Source organism: Vibrio cidicii, assembly GCF_009665415.1.
GTDB classification, from domain to species: domain Bacteria; phylum Pseudomonadota; class Gammaproteobacteria; order Enterobacterales; family Vibrionaceae; genus Vibrio; species Vibrio cidicii.
Map to the genome: position 1 here is coordinate 121,614 of NZ_CP035922.1, position 19,068 is coordinate 140,681.

The 19,068-nt window shown below is 50.3% G+C and carries 16 protein-coding genes; 3 read left to right on the forward strand and 13 right to left on the reverse strand.

Annotated elements, in window-relative coordinates; translation table 11 throughout:
• The 12 genes from fes to EWA64_RS16180 form a co-directional block, all read right to left on the reverse strand.
• Entirely contained in the window at positions 1 to 1,581 is a 1,581-nt protein-coding gene (gene fes / locus EWA64_RS16125) for an enterochelin esterase (RefSeq protein ID WP_139045721.1), read from the reverse strand.
• 226 nt (positions 1,582 to 1,807) lie between these two features.
• Positions 1,808 to 3,028, reverse strand: coding sequence for a serine/threonine transporter SstT (gene sstT, locus EWA64_RS16130; protein WP_061895492.1), 1,221 nt, complete (start codon positions 3,026 to 3,028; stop codon positions 1,808 to 1,810).
• A 278-nt stretch (positions 3,029 to 3,306) separates the two neighbouring features.
• Entirely contained in the window at positions 3,307 to 4,368 is a 1,062-nt protein-coding gene (gene rsgA / locus EWA64_RS16135; protein ID WP_061895491.1) for a ribosome small subunit-dependent GTPase A, read from the reverse strand.
• A 297-nt stretch (positions 4,369 to 4,665) separates the two neighbouring features.
• The gene (locus tag EWA64_RS16140; RefSeq protein WP_061895490.1) at positions 4,666 to 5,112 is read right to left on the reverse strand and encodes a copper chaperone PCu(A)C; all 447 of its coding nucleotides are present in this window, start codon (positions 5,110 to 5,112) and stop codon (positions 4,666 to 4,668) included.
• Position 5,113: 1 nt separating this feature from the next.
• Positions 5,114 to 5,710: an SCO family protein gene (locus EWA64_RS16145; RefSeq protein WP_061895489.1), complete on the reverse strand. Its 597-nt coding sequence runs from the start codon at positions 5,708 to 5,710 to the stop codon at positions 5,114 to 5,116.
• Positions 5,707 to 6,135, reverse strand: a complete 429-nt coding sequence (locus EWA64_RS16150; RefSeq protein WP_061895488.1) for a hypothetical protein — start codon at positions 6,133 to 6,135, stop codon at positions 5,707 to 5,709. Before EWA64_RS16150 ends, EWA64_RS16145 begins: the two co-directional genes overlap by 4 nt.
• A 137-nt stretch (positions 6,136 to 6,272) precedes the next feature.
• A complete protein-coding gene (locus EWA64_RS16155; protein WP_039426589.1) occupies positions 6,273 to 6,767 on the reverse strand; it encodes an Lrp/AsnC family transcriptional regulator in 495 nt (164 codons plus the stop codon).
• 155 nt (positions 6,768 to 6,922) lie between these two features.
• A complete protein-coding gene (locus EWA64_RS16160) occupies positions 6,923 to 7,171 on the reverse strand; it encodes a hypothetical protein (RefSeq protein WP_039426591.1) in 249 nt (82 codons plus the stop codon).
• 323 nt (positions 7,172 to 7,494) lie between these two features.
• Positions 7,495 to 8,988, reverse strand: a complete 1,494-nt coding sequence (putP, locus tag EWA64_RS16165) for a sodium/proline symporter PutP (protein ID WP_369435842.1) — start codon at positions 8,986 to 8,988, stop codon at positions 7,495 to 7,497.
• 71 nt (positions 8,989 to 9,059) lie between these two features.
• Complete coding sequence (locus EWA64_RS16170) at positions 9,060 to 9,767, reverse strand: 1-pyrroline-5-carboxylate dehydrogenase (protein ID WP_039426594.1); 708 nt, start codon at positions 9,765 to 9,767, stop codon at positions 9,060 to 9,062.
• A gap of 11 nt (positions 9,768 to 9,778) precedes the next feature.
• The gene (putA, locus tag EWA64_RS16175; protein ID WP_061895486.1) at positions 9,779 to 12,910 is read right to left on the reverse strand and encodes a bifunctional proline dehydrogenase/L-glutamate gamma-semialdehyde dehydrogenase PutA; all 3,132 of its coding nucleotides are present in this window, start codon (positions 12,908 to 12,910) and stop codon (positions 9,779 to 9,781) included.
• A gap of 184 nt (positions 12,911 to 13,094) precedes the next feature.
• Positions 13,095 to 13,913, reverse strand: coding sequence for a helix-turn-helix domain-containing protein (locus tag EWA64_RS16180; protein WP_061895509.1), 819 nt, complete (start codon positions 13,911 to 13,913; stop codon positions 13,095 to 13,097).
• A 541-nt stretch (positions 13,914 to 14,454) separates the two neighbouring features.
• On the opposite strand from EWA64_RS16180, the gene EWA64_RS16185 reads away from it, so the two are divergent.
• Positions 14,455 to 15,177, forward strand: coding sequence for a helix-turn-helix transcriptional regulator (locus EWA64_RS16185; RefSeq protein ID WP_061895485.1), 723 nt, complete (start codon positions 14,455 to 14,457; stop codon positions 15,175 to 15,177).
• Between the two features lie 22 nt (positions 15,178 to 15,199).
• Here EWA64_RS16185 and pdxH read toward each other — a convergent pair whose 3' ends face one another.
• The gene (gene pdxH / locus EWA64_RS16190; RefSeq protein ID WP_061895484.1) at positions 15,200 to 15,835 is read right to left on the reverse strand and encodes a pyridoxamine 5'-phosphate oxidase; all 636 of its coding nucleotides are present in this window, start codon (positions 15,833 to 15,835) and stop codon (positions 15,200 to 15,202) included.
• Positions 15,836 to 16,013: 178 nt separating this feature from the next.
• Between pdxH and EWA64_RS16195 the strand changes: the two genes are divergently transcribed.
• Together EWA64_RS16195 and EWA64_RS16200 are read left to right on the forward strand one after the other, a co-directional pair.
• Entirely contained in the window at positions 16,014 to 17,810 is a 1,797-nt protein-coding gene (locus tag EWA64_RS16195) for a sensor histidine kinase (protein ID WP_061895483.1), read from the forward strand.
• Positions 17,811 to 17,813: 3 nt separating this feature from the next.
• Positions 17,814 to 19,046, forward strand: coding sequence for a sigma-54-dependent transcriptional regulator (locus EWA64_RS16200; protein ID WP_061895482.1), 1,233 nt, complete (start codon positions 17,814 to 17,816; stop codon positions 19,044 to 19,046).
• Positions 19,047 to 19,068: the final 22 nt, after the last annotated feature.

Sequence of the window (19,068 nt, forward strand, 5' to 3'; positions counted from 1 at the left end):
TCATTCCTTTTTATCCTGGTTAAAAAACTGGGCTAAACCTTGAGCCAACATAACGCGCCAACTGAAGTAATCATGACCACCAGCTACCTGTTCAAAGACCACGGAGTAACCTTTCTCTTTCAGTACTTTGTGCAGTTTTTGGTTGGTTTTCAGTATATTTGCCGAATCCGGGCTAACTTCGAACACACCCGCGTTCATGTAAATGTCGACATCTTTGCGCTCGCTAAGCGCAAACTGCTGTGTCAACCACTCGCCGCTGTGTGGGTTTTCTCCCCACCAAAACGAACCAGACTGACTGAGCACCTTGCCAAAGGCATCGGGGCGGTGAAAAGCAATTGCCATCGAGGCCAAGCCACCAAAACTTGAGCCGGAAAGAATGGTCTCTTCCGCCTTGGGGCAAATTCCATGTGCCTGACATAGCCAAGGCTTGAACTCGTCGGCCATAAAATCGGCAAAGCGAGCGTTGGGAGTCAGCTCTTTCGCACGTAAGCTGGGCAACGGATTATTGATAAACACCGCACGCAGTGGCGGTATTTTTTTCTGCGCAATTAAGTTGTCCAACGTCATCGGGACAGAGGCGCGACCCAGATACGCATCCCCATCGAACAAAATAAGCAGCGGCGAAGCTGGTGTCACCGCATAGCGAGCATGGGGTTGATAGAGGTGGATGGTGCGGCGATTGTTCAGCATCGCACTGTCGTAGTGAAACGTCGTCACTTGGCCGGATAGATTGCCCTGTGGCCGGGTTATCTCATCGCTCAACGCCTTCGGTAAGGTCACGGTGGAAGCGGCAGAAAACAGCGTATCGTCTTGCGCAAAAAGCGCGTTGTGGTTAAGGGGATCGGGCCCTGCCGTTGCCAGCACTGCGCGGCGCTGCTCTCGCCACGCCTCCAGAGAATCGTCACTCACAATTTGTGGCACATTAGGCGCTAAACGATAAGAAAGGCGCGTTTGTGCTGGCACCACATAGCTTTTATACCAGATGGTGCTATTGGCCAGACGGGCTAAGTGAACATGGCCATCGTACGGACTGCCGAGCAAACGAACGTTGTCTGCTTCACCGCGCCAAAGAAATGTGAGGAGCATTTGCCCATCATCAATCGGCTCGATCAGTGGGGTCCCAACTTGTTCTATTCGCTGCCAGAAGAGTGACTCGGCATCGACGTTGCTGGCCACAATCGCATCGTGCGTCTGCTGAAGCAGCGGGCTGAGCAGCGGATGTTGTGGTAATACACGTTGATCAGACTTTAGGGCCAGCTTGTTCAAATTAAGCGAAATGTGAGCATTTTGCTGCGCAAAAGGCTGAATCTCTATCTGATAGCGCCCTGCCTTATCCGCCAGCCAGAAGATTTCTGCTTCTTTCTGCCCAGAGCGGAGCAGTTGTTTCACCACTTGACCTTGCTGATCGACAATCAAAGCGGACTGTAACGGTGCATCACTAGAGAGTGTGCCACGAAAATAGGTTTGCGACTCAGTGAGCAAAGGCTGGAGCGTGGTTTGCTCGATGTCAAACTCTTTCTGCCACGTTTGAGGCACTGGTGACGTGGCTGAAAGCGCTAGCATAAATACCGGGGACAACACAACGACCCTCCTTAATGCAAATAATAACAATTATCATTTGTGTTTTTGCGCATTATACGGATTTGTTTAATTAGGTAAAGTGATGTTTTCGAGTGGTTTTATTCGCGGATCTGCTGTCGGGGGATGAAAAGTATTAGGACGAGGTAAAAAAATCCCCGAGCATAGCCCGGGGATGAAAGGTTTGATCAAAGTGGCATCAAATGCCACTCAGAGCATATTGCGCAGATTAACGCTGTGCTTTTTGTGCTTCTGATTCACACACTGCAGCCGTAAAGACCACGTCAGTTGAGCTGTTAAGCGCCGTTTCCGCCGAGTCTTGGATAACACCGATGATAAAGCCAACCGCAACCACTTGCATCGCGATGTCGTTGGAAATCCCGAACAGACCACACGCCAGCGGGATCAAAAGCAGCGAACCACCAGCCACACCAGAGGCGCCACAAGCCGACACCGCAGCCACAACGCTGAGCAGAATCGCGGTCATTAGATCCACTTCGATACCCATGGTGTGTACCGCAGCCAGAGTCAGTGTTGTGATGGTAATAGCAGCGCCTGCCATGTTGATGGTCGCGCCTAGTGGAATCGATACCGAGTAGGTGTCTTCATCCAGTTTTAGCTTCTCACACAGAGCCATATTGACTGGAATGTTAGCCGCACTTGAACGGGTAAAGAACGCCGTTACGCCACTTTCACGCAGACACTGGAACACCAACGGATATGGGTTTTGTTTGGTTTTTACGTAAACCATCGCAGGGTTAACCACCAGTGCGATGATCGCCATCGCGCTCAGCAGTACCACTAACAGGTGTGCGTAACCGGCTAGCGCGTCAAAGCCTGTGGTCGCAAAAGTAGACGCAACGAGGCCGAAAATACCGAATGGTGCCAAACGGATGATGAAACGCACGATGTGTGAAACGCTGTGGCTGAGATCTTCAAACACCGCTTTCGTGGTTGCTGAGGCATGATGCAACGCCAAGCCAAGGCCCACACCCCAAGCCAAAATACCAATGTAGTTGGCATTGGTTAGCGCATTAACTGGGTTATCCACCAGTTTGAAGAGCAGGGTTTTAAGTACTTCCATAATGCCTTGCGGTGGGTTTGCCCCTTCCGCGCCTGTCACTAAGGTCAGTGTTGTTGGGAACATGAAGCTCAAGACAACGGCTGTCAGAGCGGCAAAAAAGGTTCCCGCCAGATACATCACCACGATTGGGCGCATATGGGTATGCTGATTTTTCTTTTGATTGGCGATGGAAGCGGCGACAAGGATAAAGACCAAAATTGGGGCGATCGCTTTCAACGCACCGACGAATAAGCTCCCAAGTAAGCCAACACTTTCAGCTGAACTTGGTGAGACGACGGCGAGTGAGATCCCGAGGATGATACCGACTAGGATCTGTAGCACGAGGTTGCCACGGGCAAATCGCGCTATAAGACTGTTATGTTGCATACATCATTCCTGCATTTATCAGAATTATGGTGGTTTGATTATTCATTCTATAGAACTAAGCGAAATCCAGCATAGTTGTGCTGAATAGCATCTATAGTAGCGGGGGAATATTTTGTGTCTAGTTTTAGTTTGTTTCTGGGCTGATTGTGTGTTCAAAGTTGTGATGGATGGTGAAAAATGTTGTAGAGTTGTTATAAACAAGAGAAAGAAGAATAAAATAATAGCCAAAGCAGTTTTGATAACCACTTTGGCTACAACAAGATGCGTTGTCAGTTAACTCAATAAGGCGCTTTTAATTTTTGCTTATCACTGAGTACGTTACGATGCATTTTTCCTATTTGCTTCAATCGATTCCTTTGCTCAGCGAAGGTTGACGCATTGTAGGCCTGCTCTTTTTGCAGTTTGAGGTAGTTTTGATAGCGTCTTAGCTCTAATGTGCCATTTTCTATCGCTTTTTGTACCGCACAACCCGGCTCTTGCTGGTGTCGACAATCACTAAAACGGCAACGCTCTGCCAAGCTTTCGATTTCGGCAAAAGTCTCACTGACCCCCTCACCACAATCAGCCAGCTGCAGCTCACGCATCCCGGGCGTATCAATAATGATGCCGCCACCGACTATCAGATGCACCGAACGCGCGGTGGTGGTATGTCGTCCTTTGCTGTCGTCTTCACGAATCCCGCCCGTTTGTTGCGTTTCATCACCCAGTAGCGAGTTGGTCAAGGTTGACTTTCCTACCCCGGATGAGCCGAGAAACGCCACAGTGCGGCCCGTCGTGCACCACGGTCTTAACACGTCAACGCTATGGCTATCGAGTGCATTGACCGCTTCAACCAGCAACGTCGCGCTTAACTGCTTCACTTGTTGGATGCGCGCTTCGGCGTCAACACAAAGATCCGCTTTAGTGAGTACCACCACAGGTTCAATGTGCGCTTCCTTGGCGACACTAAGGTAACGCTCAATGCGACTGAGGTTAAAATCATCATTGAGCGAGCAGACGATAAACAGCGTATCGACATTGGCCGCAATCAATTGCTCCTCAACTTTGCTGCCCGCCGCTTTGCGGCTCAATTCACTCTGGCGTTCCAGCAGCCGTTTAAACTGATGCTGCGCATCGACCAACAACCAGTCGCCAACCGTCATTTTGGGCTGTGCATGATGAATGGCTAAATGAAAACTGCCCTGCTCACAAGCCAGTTGATACCCACTACGATGGTGAGCAAGCACACGGCAAATCAGCGTGTCGTCGTAATCGTCTAGTGTCAGTTGTTGTTGAAAAAAAGGTTTCCAGCCAAGTTGAGAAAGTGTTGCTGGCTGAAGTGGATTACTTGTTTTGTTCATTGCGAATCTTCCCGGTGCACAAAAGCACCTGACTAAATCATTAGGATTCAGGGTGTAATTCGTTCGTTACGATAGAATGACCCCGGTTGTACCGGGCAAACAAGAAGGGATGGGGAGAAGTCGCTCGTTGCGATAAATAGGTTTGTGAACGGACTTTCCGTTAACCCAACAATGCCCTTTGAAGTTGGTTAGTGACAATCATCAGAATTCCTCCAGTGTGTTTTAGACAGCGGCAGTATAGGCGCAGCAAAGAAAAAGGAGCGACTGTTGTCGCTCCTTTTTGTGCATACTGTCACATTAATGACTGGCGTGCTTCATGCCTGCCATCACTTTCTTCACTGGTGCGGTGAAGGTTTGTTTCTCACCGCTGGCGAACGTGACTGTCACTTCAATCTCACTGCCCTCTTTCAACTGCTGTGCCAGATCAAACAACATGATGTGCAAACTGCCCGGCTTAAGTTCCGTCTTGCCATTGGCAGGAACCTCAATGCCTTCAATCTGGCGCATCTGCATCACATCGCCTTGTTTGATCACATCATGCAGTTCGACTTTTCCCGCCGCCGGAGTGCTAGCCGCAACAATGGTTTGCGCTTGCGCGCTATTGTTAACCAGTTCGACAAACACTGCGCTGTTGACCGCCCCCGGTGCCATGGCGCGCGCATAAGGATGGTTGAACATAACATCACTGGCGTGTGCGAGCGGGCTAAGCAGCAGTGCGCCAATCATCAAAGCTTTCAGTTTCATTTTATTGTCCTTGTGTGGTGGTTTTAATTGCATCCACAATCGGTGCAGGCGTTAAGGTGTGCGGCACTTTGGTGATCAAGGTACCGTCAGGCTTCAAAAAATAAAAATAGGAGCTATGGTCTAAGGTGTACTTAAGTTGTGAATCTTTCAGCTCGGTTTTACGAAAAATAACCCCATAGCGATTAGCCAGCGATTTGGTGATATCGAGTGGCGCAGACAGACCCTCAATCATGGGGTGGAAGTAGTGGGCGTACTCGGCAGAAGCCTTAGCACCATCTCGCTCAGGGTCGAGAGAGATAAACAGCGGGCGCAACTTGGCTTTGGTGACATCATCCAGTTGATTGAGCGCGCCAGCGAGCATCGCAAGCGAGGTTGGACAAACATCCGGACAGCGAGTGAAACCAAAATAAGCGATGCGAATGCGTGGATCATTCTGGTCAAAAATATCGACTGGTTGCTCGTTTTCACCAAACAAAATTGGCTGCTCGGCACTTGGTGTGGGCTTAGGGGCAACTTTCTGCTGCTGATCAAAATAGCTTTTTACGCCAAAACCTAAAACAAATGCCACTACTAAAATCAGTGACCAATTTCTACTCATCGTTGCATCCTCATCGCGGGGTAAAGGGTATGTTGTCCGTCACTCAGTTCCCCCGCCCAAGTCATTGAGTCGGACGTACACACAGGCAGCACCAACTGGCCCACATAGTGGCCGGGAGAAACTTGCTGCAAAATGTATTTTGGATTGCCCATCTCCATTTCCACCCCCGTTAAGCTCAGTACCAGTTGCGTGGCACTGCTCTGAGGCCAATCAACGGTGAGCGTGGCCGCGGCAAGCGGTTGCAGCGTGTCAACGCTTAGCGTCATGGACGCTTGCTGCTGCTGACAAGGCTCAGTGGACAATAGGCAATAATCGGCAAGATCGACGCTTCTGGGCTTGGCGGAGAAATAGCTGGCAACGTCTTGGGCAAAATACCCACCAGCCAGAGCCAGCATCAGTGCGACGAATTTGAGAAAGTTGTTCATTGGCATTCCGGGAAGATAAACCGTGCCCGCATCCTAGCACAAAATCGCTCAAGGCTCTGTTTAAGCAGTGAAAATTGTGCGTCACTGCCACCACTTTTCTTGGTCGAAAAAGGCGTGTAAAAGCAGAGCAGGAAAGGCTATTTTTGATATAGGGTCGAGAGCAGTTCAGGATTAACACCAAAACCCGTTTTATGCTCTTCAATCACCACTTCGCTGCGAGTTTGAATCACTCCCGGCAAGGTGCCCAGTTTGCTCGACATAAACTCCTGATAGGCTTTCATACTTTTTACTCGCACCTTAATCATGGTGTCGAAGTCACCCGAAAGAGAGTAACACTCTTCGATTTCCGGCATATCCGCCACCGCTTTAGCAAACTTGTCGAAAATAGAAAAACTGGTTTGATCGAGGCGAATATGAATAAACACTTGCACATCCAGCCCCAACTTTTCCGCATTGAGCTCAGCATGATAGCCTTTGATGTAGCCCTCTTTTTCTAGGCGTTTAACCCGCTCAGAACAAGGTGAGGTGGTGAGGTTGACTATTTTCGCCAGCTCTACCACGGGCAGACGCCCCTTCAGATGCAGTATCCGCAATATGTGTAAGTCGATGCGATCGAGTTGGTAACCTGGCATCTTTGAGTCCTTTTCTCTTTTTTGTCAGTGTAATCGCCCAGCGCTTTGATCAGCAACCGTCGGCGCCACGGTTTCACATGCCGATTAAAAATAATCCATGCAAAAAGCCCAAGCGAGAAGCTTAGGCTAGTAAGTGGCAAAGTATCGGTACGAATTTAAATATGCTGCACAACCGAGGGTGCGGGGATCTTCTTCACTGGCGCGATGTTTTTCTGATTGCAGTAGCGGCAGAAATGCTGCGGCTCCATTTCGTAGTAGTGCTCACCCGAGACGAATTTGGCCATCAGTTGCGTAAAGCTCAAGATCCTTCCGGTAAAACTTTCTACTGGCTGTGACTCACAACGACACATGATAACCTTGTGCGCGGTTGTCTTTTTACAAGCTGAGCAGTAAATTTCCGGCATGACCTTTCCTCCGATGTCCGACCACTAGTTAATGAAAGTGGCCTATTTTGTGCAAAAATTTCCCACATGAAAAAAGATACTTTTAATTTTTGTGGTACAGATTCAATATTTATTGTTGATTTTATCGAAAGTGAGAAGCGTATCGGTAAGTTATGATCGTCAGCGCTCACTTTGTTACGCAGCGAGTATAACGTTCAACGTACTGCTTGTGTTAAGAGCATGACAAAATAGCGACAACTTAGTTATTTTCTTTCAACAAGCAAAAACCCCGCACAGCGAACTGAGCGGGGTTTGACTATTTACAATGTAAATCGAGCGACAGCTTAGTCGAGCTCAACCAGTTTCTGTTCGAACTGTTTATGCTGCTCAACCACATTCTTCGCAGGGCCGCCCGTCAGCTTGCTGATAATCACAATCGCCGCAGTCGAAATAATAATGCCAGGGACAATTTCGTACACATCGAACCAGCCACCAGAAAGCTGTTTCCACACCACAATAGTCACACCGCCCAACACAATTCCCGCTAACGCGCCATTACGGTTCATCCCTTGCCAGTACAGGCTGAGAACTACCGCAGGGCCAAAGGCCGCGCCAAAGCCTGCCCACGCATAGGAAACCAGACCCAGTACTGAGCTGTCTGGCGTCATCGCCAAGAACAGCGCCACCAGCGAAATAACGATCACACCAATACGGCCAACCATGACGATCTCTTCAGAAGAAGCGTTTGGTTTGAAGACTTGTTTGTAGAAATCTTCCGCTAAGGCTGAAGAAGAAACCAACAGCTGCGAGTCAGCGGTACTCATTACAGCCGCCAGAATGGCTGCCAGCAAGATACCCGCAATGACTGGATGAAATACGGTATTAACCAGCAACATGAAGATTTTCTCGCCATCAGCCAGTTCAGTGCCTGGGTGGCCATTGACCCACACCAAACCAACAAGACCAACTAAGATCGCGCCGCCCATCGAAAGCGCAGTCCAACCCACGGCGATACGACGTGCCGTACCCAGTTCACGATTTGAACGTGTGGCTTTAAAGCGCGCCAGAATGTGTGGCTGACCGAAATAACCCAGGCCCCACGCAACCAGTGAAATAATCGCAATCGCAGAGAGTGGTTCCCCTTTTACGTCATGCCAAAGGGTTAACAGCTCAGGGTTGATGTTGTGCATATCGCTCGCCAACTGGCCAAAACCGCCTTCCATTACCGCCACAGGAACGATCATCAGCGCCGCAGCCATCAGTAGGCCTTGCACTAAGTCAGTCCACGATACCGCGAGGAAGCCACCAAACAAGGTGTACGATACGACACACACCGTACCGACAATCACCGCGATGCTGTAATCTAAACCAAATACCGTTTCAAACAGTTTGCCCCCTGCGACCAAGCCAGAGCTGGTGTAGAAGAGGAAGAATAGAAGAATGAAGAACGCAGAGATTGTCTGAATCAGTTTTGATTTATCATCAAAACGACGCGATAAGAATTCAGGCAAAGTAAGAGCGTCTGTTTGAATACTGTATGTGCGCAGGCGCTTAGCGTTGATCAGCCAGTTGGCCCAAGTGCCAACAAGTAGACCACCCGCGAGCCATAGAGACTCGATACCCGCAGCGTAAGCGTAACCCGGTAAACCAAGCAGCGACCAACCACTCATGTCAGACGCACCCGCCGACAGTGCTGCTGGCCACGGCCCAAGGCTGCGCCCTCCCAAGAAGTAATCACTCGAACTAGACGTCTTTTTATAAGCGTAAATCCCTATGGCGACCATAAGAATTAAATAGGCAACAAACGTGCCCGTAATAGCAAAGCTATTCTCTATCATTAGATAGTCCTCATTAGAATAGTTATCCTTCCCTGATTCCCCCCAAACGGCTTGGGGGGAGTGGAGAAAGGTTAGTGAGTATCGTTCCCCAACTCGAGCAGAGTTGCGTTACCACCCACAGCGGTAATATTTATGGTACGCGTGCGCTCAGTAATAAAGCGCAGCGAGAGATGCGGATCGTTTGCTACGTTCAACGTTGCCGGATCCGTTGCAGACACTAAACCAACGATCGCCCCGTTGCGTTTAGCCAATTGCAGGTTAAGCTCGCGCTCAACCGAAGTATGCCCAACATAACCAACACTGCGTACATCACGCTCAATCAACTGCTGAGCAGCATCATAAGCCACCATCTGTACTAGGTTTGATGGGAAAGGGGTTTGTTCAAGGGCACTGCCGAGCAAGCCATTGAACGTTTGGTTATCACTGCACACAATCACACTGTTTCCAGCGATCAGCGCACAGGTCACCAGAGCAAACGCGCTATATAGAGCCGCCTCTTGGTCGCTTTGCTCATTTTCAACGATCACCAGCGCGACGCCACGGCCAGCGGTGTACAACTCGTTGGTTTCTCCGGTTGGCCCAACCAGAAGATGGGCCTCCGCCAAAAGTGAAGCAGCTTGTTGCAAGTGGTACGACACCACTTTCGCCAGCGTAGAATGCTTCGCTTCCAGCGCGTTTTTAAATGCCAGCAAGTGCTCGCATTTGTAATCAAAATTGGTCAGATTCCACTGTTCCCACGCTGAGAATGCATCCGCAAAACTTGTTACTTGATGAACCATGTTGTGACTCCTTATGCGTTCTCAGTTGGTTTGAATTGGATCTGGGTAAAGCGGTACAAATAGTGTGGGCCACCCGCTTTCGGCCCAGTGCCAGACAGCCCTTGGCCGCCAAACGGTTGTACGCCCACCACCGCACCGACTTGGTCACGGTTGATATAGCAGTTGCCGACTCGCGCATGTTTTTCTATCCAGCGATAGGTGGTCTCGTTACGGCTGTGTATCCCCATGGTCAAGCCAAAACCAGTCTGATTGATCTGCTCAACCACTTTCGTCAGCTCAGACGCTTTGAAACGCACGATGTGCAGAATAGGGCCAAACTGCTCTTCTTGTAGCACGTGGATACCTTCAATTTCAAACGCACTTGGTTCGATAAAATCACCATGCTGACAGACGTCATCCAGCGTCAGTTGCGCCACTTTCTTCTGCGTGGCACTCATCTGTGCCAAGTGTGCACGTAGCTTCTCTTTCGCTTTGTTATCGATCACAGGGCCGACATCGGTTTTGTGCAAATACGGCAGACCAACGCTCAGCTCGTTCATCGCCCCTTGGATGAGAGAAATAACGCGATCAGCGATGTCTTGTTGCACAAACAGCACCCGCAACGCCGAGCAGCGCTGTCCCGCCGAGGCGAAAGCAGAGCGGATCACATCACGCACCACTTGCTCTGGCAGCGCAGTACTGTCGACAATCATCGCGTTCTGCCCACCCGTCTCTGCGATAAATGGCACGGGTTTGGCCTCACGTTGTGCTAAGGTCACGTTGATGCGCTGAGCGGTCGCCGTCGAACCGGTAAAGGCGACTCCCGCAATCGCAGGATGAGACGTCAGCGCCGAGCCGATATCCGCGCCGCGGCCGGGGATCAGTTGAATCACACCGGCAGGGAATCCCGCTTGCTGCATTAATTCCACCGCACGCGCTGCGATAAGGCTAGTTTGCTCAGCGGGTTTAGCGACAACGGTATTACCAGCCACCAAGGCGGCGGAAATTTGCCCTAAGAAGATCGCCAGCGGGAAGTTCCACGGGCTGATACAAACGAACACCCCCAAGCCTTCGCGGCTGGCGATGCGCTTCACGCCATCAAAACCTTGCAACTCGAAAGGTTGCAGGTTTTGCGCTTGCTTGGCGTAGTAACGACAGAAATCGACCGCTTCACGCACTTCATCGATGCTGTCGTGGAGAGTTTTACCCGCTTCTTGATGGCACAGGGCCACCAGCTCGGCCAGATTGGCTTCCATGAGATCCGCCAGCGAGTCCAAGCAACGTGCTTTCTCGGCCAGTGGGGTGGCTTGCCAACCGGCAAACGCTTGTTGCGCTCCCTCAATCGCGGCGGAAACATGATCAAGTGACGCAAAGGCGATCTTGCCAACTTCGATGCGACGATCATAAGGTGCGGTCACGCTTTCCGCTTGCCCATCCTTGATCATGCTTTCGGCCAGAGACTGACCATTGATCACTGGGCCAGCAATCCACTGCTTGGCTAAAAACGACTCAACCTGCGCTTCAAACGGCTTGGATTCGCTTTCAATATCGACGTTCACGCCATACGAGTTCTTACGCTCTGGGAAAATCGCGCTCGGCAGCGGGATCTTGGTATTGTTGAGGGTTGCAAAGGAAGCCAACGCTTCGACTGGATGTTTGGTCAGCTCAGAAATCGGGCAGCGCGCGTCAACCAAACGGTGTACAAACGAGCTGTTGGCGCCATTTTCCAGCAAGCGACGAACCAGATAAGGCAGCAGATCTTTGTGGCTACCGACTGGCGCATAAATGCGCACGGGCTGACGATATTTGTCCATCACATGGTTGTAAAGCGAATCACCCATGCCATGTAGACGTTGGAACTCAAAATCTTTGTGTTGCGCCATCACGGCAATCGACGAGACGGTTTGCGCGTTGTGGCTGGCAAATTGAGGGAAGATGTTGCCGCGCACGTTCTCGCTTAAGAGGAAACGAGCACAAGCAAGGTAAGCCACATCGGTCGCTTCTTTACGGGTATAGACTGGATAGTTCTCATAGCCGCGCTGCTGCGACCACTTCACTTCGCTATCCCAGTAGGCGCCTTTTACCAAACGCAGCGGGATCAAATCGCCCTGTTCTTTGGCCAGTGCGTTGAGCCACACCAAAACAGGCAGCGCACGTTTGGAATACGCCTGAACGACGAGGCCAAACTTACCCCACCCTTTAACCGTTTCGCTGCGGTAGAGTTTGGCAAACAGCTTAAGCGACAGTTCTAGGCGATCCGCTTCTTCTGCATCAATGGTGATGGCGACATCCAATTCAACCGCACGCTTAAGCAGCTGTTCAAGCGTGGTATAAAGCTCGCTCATTACACGTGCTTCGTTGGCCACTTCATAGCGTGGGTGCAGCGCAGAAAGTTTGATCGACACCGACGGCGCAGGGCTGGTGTTGTTGCCATAGCTTTCACGGCCCACCGACTCAATCGCCATCAGGTAATCTTTGAAGTATTTATTGGCATCGGCCGTGGTCAGCGCCGCTTCACCCAGCATGTCAAATGAGTAAGTGAAGCCTTTATCACGCATTGGGCGACCGTTTTTCTGCGCCTCTTCGATGGTGCGACCACGAACAAATTGGTGGCCCATGATCTTCATCGCCTGATACATCGCTTTGCGGATCACTGGCTCAGAGAGCTTGTTGACCAGACGATTCACCGCTTGAGTTGGGCTGCTGGTATCTTCATCCGCAAGACCGATCACTTTGCCCGTCAGCATCAATCCCCAAGTGGAGGCGTTGACGAACACCGACTCCGAGTTCTTTAGGTGAGATTTCCAATCGGCCACACTGAGTTTGTCTTTGATCAAGGCATCGGCGGTGGCCGAGTCCGGAATTCGCATCAGCGCCTCAGCCAGACACATCAACAAGATCCCTTCCTGAGTATCTAAGCTGTACTCCAGCAAAAGGGCATCGATCAATTGGATCGATTTCTTATCAGCGCGAATCGCTTCTATCAGTTGCGTGGTGCTTTTGGCAATCGCCGCTTTTTCTTCCGCTGAAGGGGTCGCCAGTGGCAGGAGCTGCTGTAGCCATTGAGATTCGTCCACCATATACAATGGGGAGATCAATGACCAAAGCGTATCAAGCGGCTGCTGGACAAACTCCGGTTTCAACACATCTGTCGCTGTAAACATGCGTTTTCCTCAATCTCATCCCCGAAAACCGCTCCGGGGCTATACATATGGCAGGCAGTGTATTTTGAGGCTGAGAGGAATACTTGTCAAAAACTCCGAGCTTTTTGCTAAAAACTCGCTTTTTTAACAAAACAAACACATGATCACACGAAATTAAGCAAAATAAACCAATACATAATGCAACTTATTTAACGCTATTTTGCTTTTTGTAGAGAGAAGGAGAAATGCCCTGCAGACGGGTGAAGGAGTGGGTAAAAGTGCTTTGTCCGGAAAACCCGGTGATTTCGGCAATTTGCCCTAAGCTGAGGGTGCCTTTTTCGATCAGTTCTTTGGCCATGTCGATGCGTTTACCCAACACATACTGATGCGGGGTAATGCCCATCTGTTCTTTGAACAAGTTATGGAACTGACTCTCGCCGAGAAAAACGCTCCCCGCCAGCTGCGCGACACTGATCCTATGGCTCAAATGGCTTTCAATGTAACGATCAATCGCGTCGAGATCAAAGCGAGACTCTTTTTTCGGCGTCTCAAACGCTGAGATGTGGCGCTGTAGCAGCGCCATGACGGTATCATTGCAAGCGCGACTCAGCAGAAGATCATTTGGACTGGCCTGCATTTCACGCACTAACATCTGGATCAACTTTTGGATCTGCCCATCTAGCTGAAAGTAGAGATGAGATTGCTCCAACTGATTGATTTTTTGCAGCATCAGAGGATCATCGCCACTGGGCAGCGGCATATTGAGCACCAAAATATCCGACTGACCAATCACCCCACCGAAAGCATGATCAGAGCACGCCGTCACCACACATCCCTGCCCGGGGCCAACCAAGTTGCCGCGCCCGCGCACTTCAAATTCCGCCTGCCCTTTGAGGCCAATGACAATTTGCGTGTACTGATGATCATGGCAATCCATATACGAGGGTAACGTCACCAGCTCTGCGGGCCTGGGCTTACTCTGCTCCGGCGTGATCTTAGATTGCACTTTCGGTTGTTCGCTCATAATCAAGTTTAGTGAGAAAAGGACCAATAAATCATACCCCAGCACAGGCCGATTGCCTATCTGCACTCATTTGATTGACGAGGATCCATGCGCCAACTTCGATGATCATTGTTCCGGAACGATGATCATGTAGCGTCATCCTACGGTCACTGTACGACCAACCGAGGATAACCACTTTGGGCCATCTTATTGATGAATAGGGGTTTTCCCCCCTTTTGCTTATGCACCATTTCCCCTACAGTAGCGCTCAGGAACTCAAGGTACTGCTGTACGCTGAGATCCCGGTATCAATCGATACCTCTAAATTCCCGTAGCAGACCCTCGCTATGTGATTTAGAACCTCTTCTACACGTCGACAAGATGATTATCTTGTATTGCCAGCCCGTCTTCAGGCTGGCTTTTTTTTATCTGCACCTTGGCTCTTTATTGATAATCCTCGCAAAAGTGAGACATTGCTTATAAGATATAGCGCAACCAAAAGATTGCACACCAATCAAGCGCATATTTATTCTGTCCTAGTGTCGTAAAAGCGAGTTGCAACGTGACGATTTCATTTACTTCTGTCGAACAATCTCTTTTTCATCAGTTACCCGGCTGTTGGGGCTGCAAAGATAAAGACTCCGTATTTCGTTACGCCAATCACCACTACGCACAGTTAATCGGCCATCGCAAAGCAGAAGATTGCATTGGCCTCACCGATTTCCAGATGCCCAGCCCAACCACTGAGTGCGCCGCAGAGTTCCAACGTCAAGATAAATACGTGATGGAAACGGGCCGCACGCTGAAGATCCTCGATATTCATCCTTATCCTGATGGTCACTGGCACGCGCACATCTTCACTAAATCTCCTTGGCGTAACGCGGAAGGAGAAGTGCAAGGCACTATTTTTTATGGGCAAGAGCTGACCGACACAGCGGTGCTGGAAGTGGGTTACTGGGTGTGCCGCGCTACGGGGTTGCATCAAGATACACGCAGCAATTTTCGCTTCGATGAATCGGTCAGCGTACCGAAGAATTTAACCGCGCGAGAGCAGGAAACGCTGTTTTTGTTGCTTTACGGCCGCAAGCCACAGTACATCGCGAAAATTATGGGCATTTCCATTAAGACCGTTGAAGGGCATGTGGCGAGGTTGCGCACGAAATTTGCGGCCAATAGTAAAAATCAACTGATTGATAAAGCGCTAGAGGCAGGATTTGGATCGATGATCCCGGAGAGTTTGTTGCAAACGCAGCTTTCGGTAGTACTCAACGGCGACCAACTGTGACGTCGGTCGCCAGAAAAAAGCGTTAAGGAGCGAGACGATCGATTTGCCACTCGCCTTCAGTTTGGCTAAACAGGAAGCGATCGTGCAGACGATGCTCGCCCCCTTGCCAAAACTCCACGCTTTGCGGCTTAACTCGGAAACCACCCCAGAAGCTTGGCACCGGAATATCCCCGTTGGCGAATTTCTGTTTTAGCTCAAGAAACTTCCCTTCCAACACACCACGCGCTGAAATTCGGCTACTCTGACGGCTGGCAATCGCCGCCAGTTGGCTCTCTTTGGGTCGCGAGGTGAAATATTTCAGGTTTTCCATCGCCGTCAACTTCTCCGCCGTACCGGTAATATGCACTTGGCGCTCGAGTGGATGCCAGGGAAAATGCAGACTGATTTTGCTGTTGTGCTCTAAATGCTGCGCTTTGCGGCTGCCTAAATTGGTGTAAAAAACAAAGCCATTTTCATCGACACTTTTCAACAGTACGATTCGTTGAAAAGGCATGCCATTTTCATCAACTGTAGCCACTGTCATCGCAGTGGGATCGCTTAAGTTGGCACGAATCGCCTGCTCCAGCCAAAGATTAAACTGGTCAATCGGATTTTCTTTCAAATCTTTGCGGCGTAAACCACCTTTGGTGTATTCACGGCGAATATCAGCAAGTTCCATCTCTACTCCTTCACTATTTTTTTGCCGATTGTGCGCCCGAACTCAAACAAACTCAAGGTTTGATGGCCGTTTGTAAAACTAAGATCGGTTTCGCGTTGTTGCGGCATGTCGGTTTATCTTTGGCGCGCTCGCAGTTAAAGTAAACCTTCTTTCATCTTCGCTGTGGCTTGGGTTTCCAGTGTCCGTTTCTAATCGTCCATCGCTGCGTCGCTTTGTCTTACTCGCTAGCCTACTTGGTGTTGCCGGCCTTTTGGTCACCCATTTTTCTGCCTCGCAGTATCTGGAGAAAAAATGGGCTAACACTCTGAAGAACTACTCGGAAAGAGCCACCCAGCAGATCGCCTCGGAGCTGGCGAAATTTGAACAGATCCCCAAGCTGCTCAGCCACGATCCTCGCCTAGCGGCCTACCTCACGGAGCAAGGCGATCAAAGCACACTCAATCGCTTGCTAGCCGATTGGTCACAGCAGACCTTGGCCGATACCATCTATCTGCACGATCGAAACGGTTTGGTGCTGGGGTCGAGTAACTACCAGCAAGACGACACCTTTGTCGGTGAAAACTTCTCTTTTCGTCCTTACTTTATGACCGCCATTCAGGGCGAGATCGCCCGCTACGTTGCTTTAGGTATTCGCTCCAACAAACGCGGCTATTTTTACTCTGCGCCGATTTGGCACGCCGGTGACATTCTTGGCGTAATTACCGTGAAAGTGAGTTTGGAAGCGCTTGAAGATACCATCGAGCCAGAGCGGGCAGACATCATGGTGTTGGATGAGAACCAAGTGGCGTTTCTGAGCAATCATCCGCGTTGGCGCTACACAGCCCTCGCAGCGATTGATGAGCAACGTATCGCGCAAATCGTGCAAAATCAGCAATATGGCCTGCAAGCGCCTGCAGTGCACCCCGATATTCAACTGCCGCTGCATCTCGGTCCTGAAGCGGCCGCTTTGATGGCGGCACGCTACCAAGTGTTCATTTCGGCCAGCAACGAAAACGGTTTTCGTGTGGTCACGCTCGCACCGCATCAGCAACGTATTCTCGCTGCGCTACAAGCCGACACCATCTTCTTATTGATTTTCGGTTTAATTACCCTGATCGCGTTTGCTTGGCGTCAAACCCTAACTAATAAGCAGCAGCTCGCCAGACTCAATGCTGAGCTTGAACAGAAAGTGACTCAGCGCACCGAAGTACTCAGCCAAGCGAATAGCCAATTGCAGCAAACCATCATTCAGTATGAAAAAAGCCAGCAAGAGCTCAAACAGACACAACAAGAGCTAACGCAAGCGGCAAAACTGGCGCTGCTTGGCGAGCTCTCGGCCAGCATCAATCATGAAATTAACCAGCCGCTTGCGGCGCTGCGTACTTACACTGAAAACAGCCAAAAGCTGCTGGCGATGGACAAAATTGATCTCGTCAAGGGCAACCTTGAACAGATGCTTGAGCTCAATCAAACCATCCATGAGGTGATTGCGCGCCTGAAAGTATTTACCCGTAAATCCACCACCGATGATCGGCGCTATTGCGCCAATCTGCACGATTCGGTGCACAATGCCACGCGAATTTTAAGCAATAAATTGATCAAATCAGGCGTCACCCTCAAAGTTGAGCCCATTTTGGCCACACTCGCCGCCAACATTCACCATGTCGAGCTCGAACAGGTGCTGATCAATCTTATCCATAACGCCGCACAAGCGATGGATGGGCAGGCAGACGCGCAAATCGTTGTCGAATGCCACCATGATAGTGATTGGTGCCAACTCAGTGTTGCGGACAACGGCCCGGGCGTAGAGAAACAAAAACTCGCTCACTTGTTTGACCCTTTTTATACCACCAAGCCTGAAGGATTAGGGCTGGGTTTAACCATTTCCCGGCGTATCATCGAGAGCTATCAAGGCTCGCTTGAGGTACAAGCGCGCTCGCCGCAGGGCATGCGTTTTACCATCCGTCTCCCACGTCTCTTGCCGACACAAGAATAAAGCATGCAAAACCGAATTTACCTCGTCGATGACGAACCACACATCCGCGATTCAGTCAGCCAAGCCCTGATGATAGAAGGCCTTGAAGTGCGAACCTTCCCCAACGCCGTAGAAGCGCTCAAACTGATCGATAGCAGCGAGCCTGCGGTTGTGATCACCGATATTCATATGCCAGTAATGAATGGCTTAGCCTTCCTCGCTCAGTTGCTTGAGCGCAACGCGCATTTTCAGGTGATCGTCTTAACTGGCTATGGCGATGTGAAAACCGCCGTGCAAGCGATGAAAAGCGGTGCGTACGATTTTCTCGAAAAACCCTTTTCCAGCGATAGTCTGCTGAAATCGATCCGCAATGCACAAGATAAGCTGGCGCTGCTGCAAGAAAACGTCTGGCTGAAAAAGGAGCTCGACATGCAGACTCATGCCGGTTCCAAACTGATTGGCCATTCACAAGCCATGGTGCAGATTCGCCGAGCGTTGATCAGCGCCAATCCCGAAAAACCGCTGATTTTGCTGGGTGACAGTGGCACGGGGAAGCGGCTGTGTGCGCAGTTTTTCTACGACATTCACAACCGCGCGGAAGGCGAACTGGTCCCCATTTCCGGTTTTTACTTTAGCGATATGCCCGCAGACGAGATCCAGAGCAAGCTTGCTCGCCTGCTGGAACAACATAAGCACAGCACTTTGTATATTAATGATGGCGAAGTGCTCAAACCATCTCAATGGCAAGCACTGGTTTCTGTGCCCCTAAACGGCACCCGCTTGGTCTGTTCAACGCAAGCACTGCCAACCGCGTTGCAAGGCGAAATTGATAGCGTGTCACTGCCGCCGTTAGATGCGCGCAAAGAGGACATTCCGGCGCTGTACAAACACTTTGTGCGCAATGCTTGCAGCCGCTATCAAGTGCAACCTCCACGTATCACCGCCGCTGAGCTAGACGCCATTCAACAGCAATCATGGCCAGAAAATATTCGCCAGTTGCGTCAGTTTGCCGAACTGCGGGCACTGAAAGCGCAGCAGTTTATCTCCTGGCAAGATGTCGAACAACTCAACCAAGGCGAAGCGCAAAGCATGGCCCAACGTATGGATTACTTCGAATACACATTGCTGTTTGACGCTCTGCAACGGCACGGCGGGCGGTTAAAAGACGTGCAACACGAGTTACAGATATCGCGTAAAACGCTGTATGATAAGCTTAAAAAGCATCAGCTAGATAAATCTCAATTTAAAGAACCGTAAGCAAGTAATATTTGGCAGCACT

Coding starts and splice junctions, on each gene's coding strand:
- sstT (WP_061895492.1), bottom strand. CDS start 3,028: ATGCAACATAACAGTCTTATAGCGCGATTTGCCCGTGGCAACCTCGTG.
- rsgA (WP_061895491.1), bottom strand. CDS start 4,368: ATGAACAAAACAAGTAATCCACTTCAGCCAGCAACACTTTCTCAACTT.
- EWA64_RS16140 (WP_061895490.1), bottom strand. CDS start 5,112: ATGAAACTGAAAGCTTTGATGATTGGCGCACTGCTGCTTAGCCCGCTC.
- EWA64_RS16145 (WP_061895489.1), bottom strand. CDS start 5,710: ATGAGTAGAAATTGGTCACTGATTTTAGTAGTGGCATTTGTTTTAGGT.
- EWA64_RS16150 (WP_061895488.1), bottom strand. CDS start 6,135: ATGAACAACTTTCTCAAATTCGTCGCACTGATGCTGGCTCTGGCTGGT.
- EWA64_RS16155 (WP_039426589.1), bottom strand. CDS start 6,767: ATGCCAGGTTACCAACTCGATCGCATCGACTTACACATATTGCGGATA.
- EWA64_RS16160 (WP_039426591.1), bottom strand. CDS start 7,171: ATGCCGGAAATTTACTGCTCAGCTTGTAAAAAGACAACCGCGCACAAG.
- putP (WP_369435842.1), bottom strand. CDS start 8,988: ATGATAGAGAATAGCTTTGCTATTACGGGCACGTTTGTTGCCTATTTA.
- EWA64_RS16170 (WP_039426594.1), bottom strand. CDS start 9,767: ATGGTTCATCAAGTAACAAGTTTTGCGGATGCATTCTCAGCGTGGGAA.
- putA (WP_061895486.1), bottom strand. CDS start 12,910: ATGTTTACAGCGACAGATGTGTTGAAACCGGAGTTTGTCCAGCAGCCG.
- EWA64_RS16180 (WP_061895509.1), bottom strand. CDS start 13,913: ATGAGCGAACAACCGAAAGTGCAATCTAAGATCACGCCGGAGCAGAGT.
- pdxH (WP_061895484.1), bottom strand. CDS start 15,835: ATGGAACTTGCTGATATTCGCCGTGAATACACCAAAGGTGGTTTACGC.
- EWA64_RS16200 (WP_061895482.1), top strand. CDS start 17,814: ATGCAAAACCGAATTTACCTCGTCGATGACGAACCACACATCCGCGAT.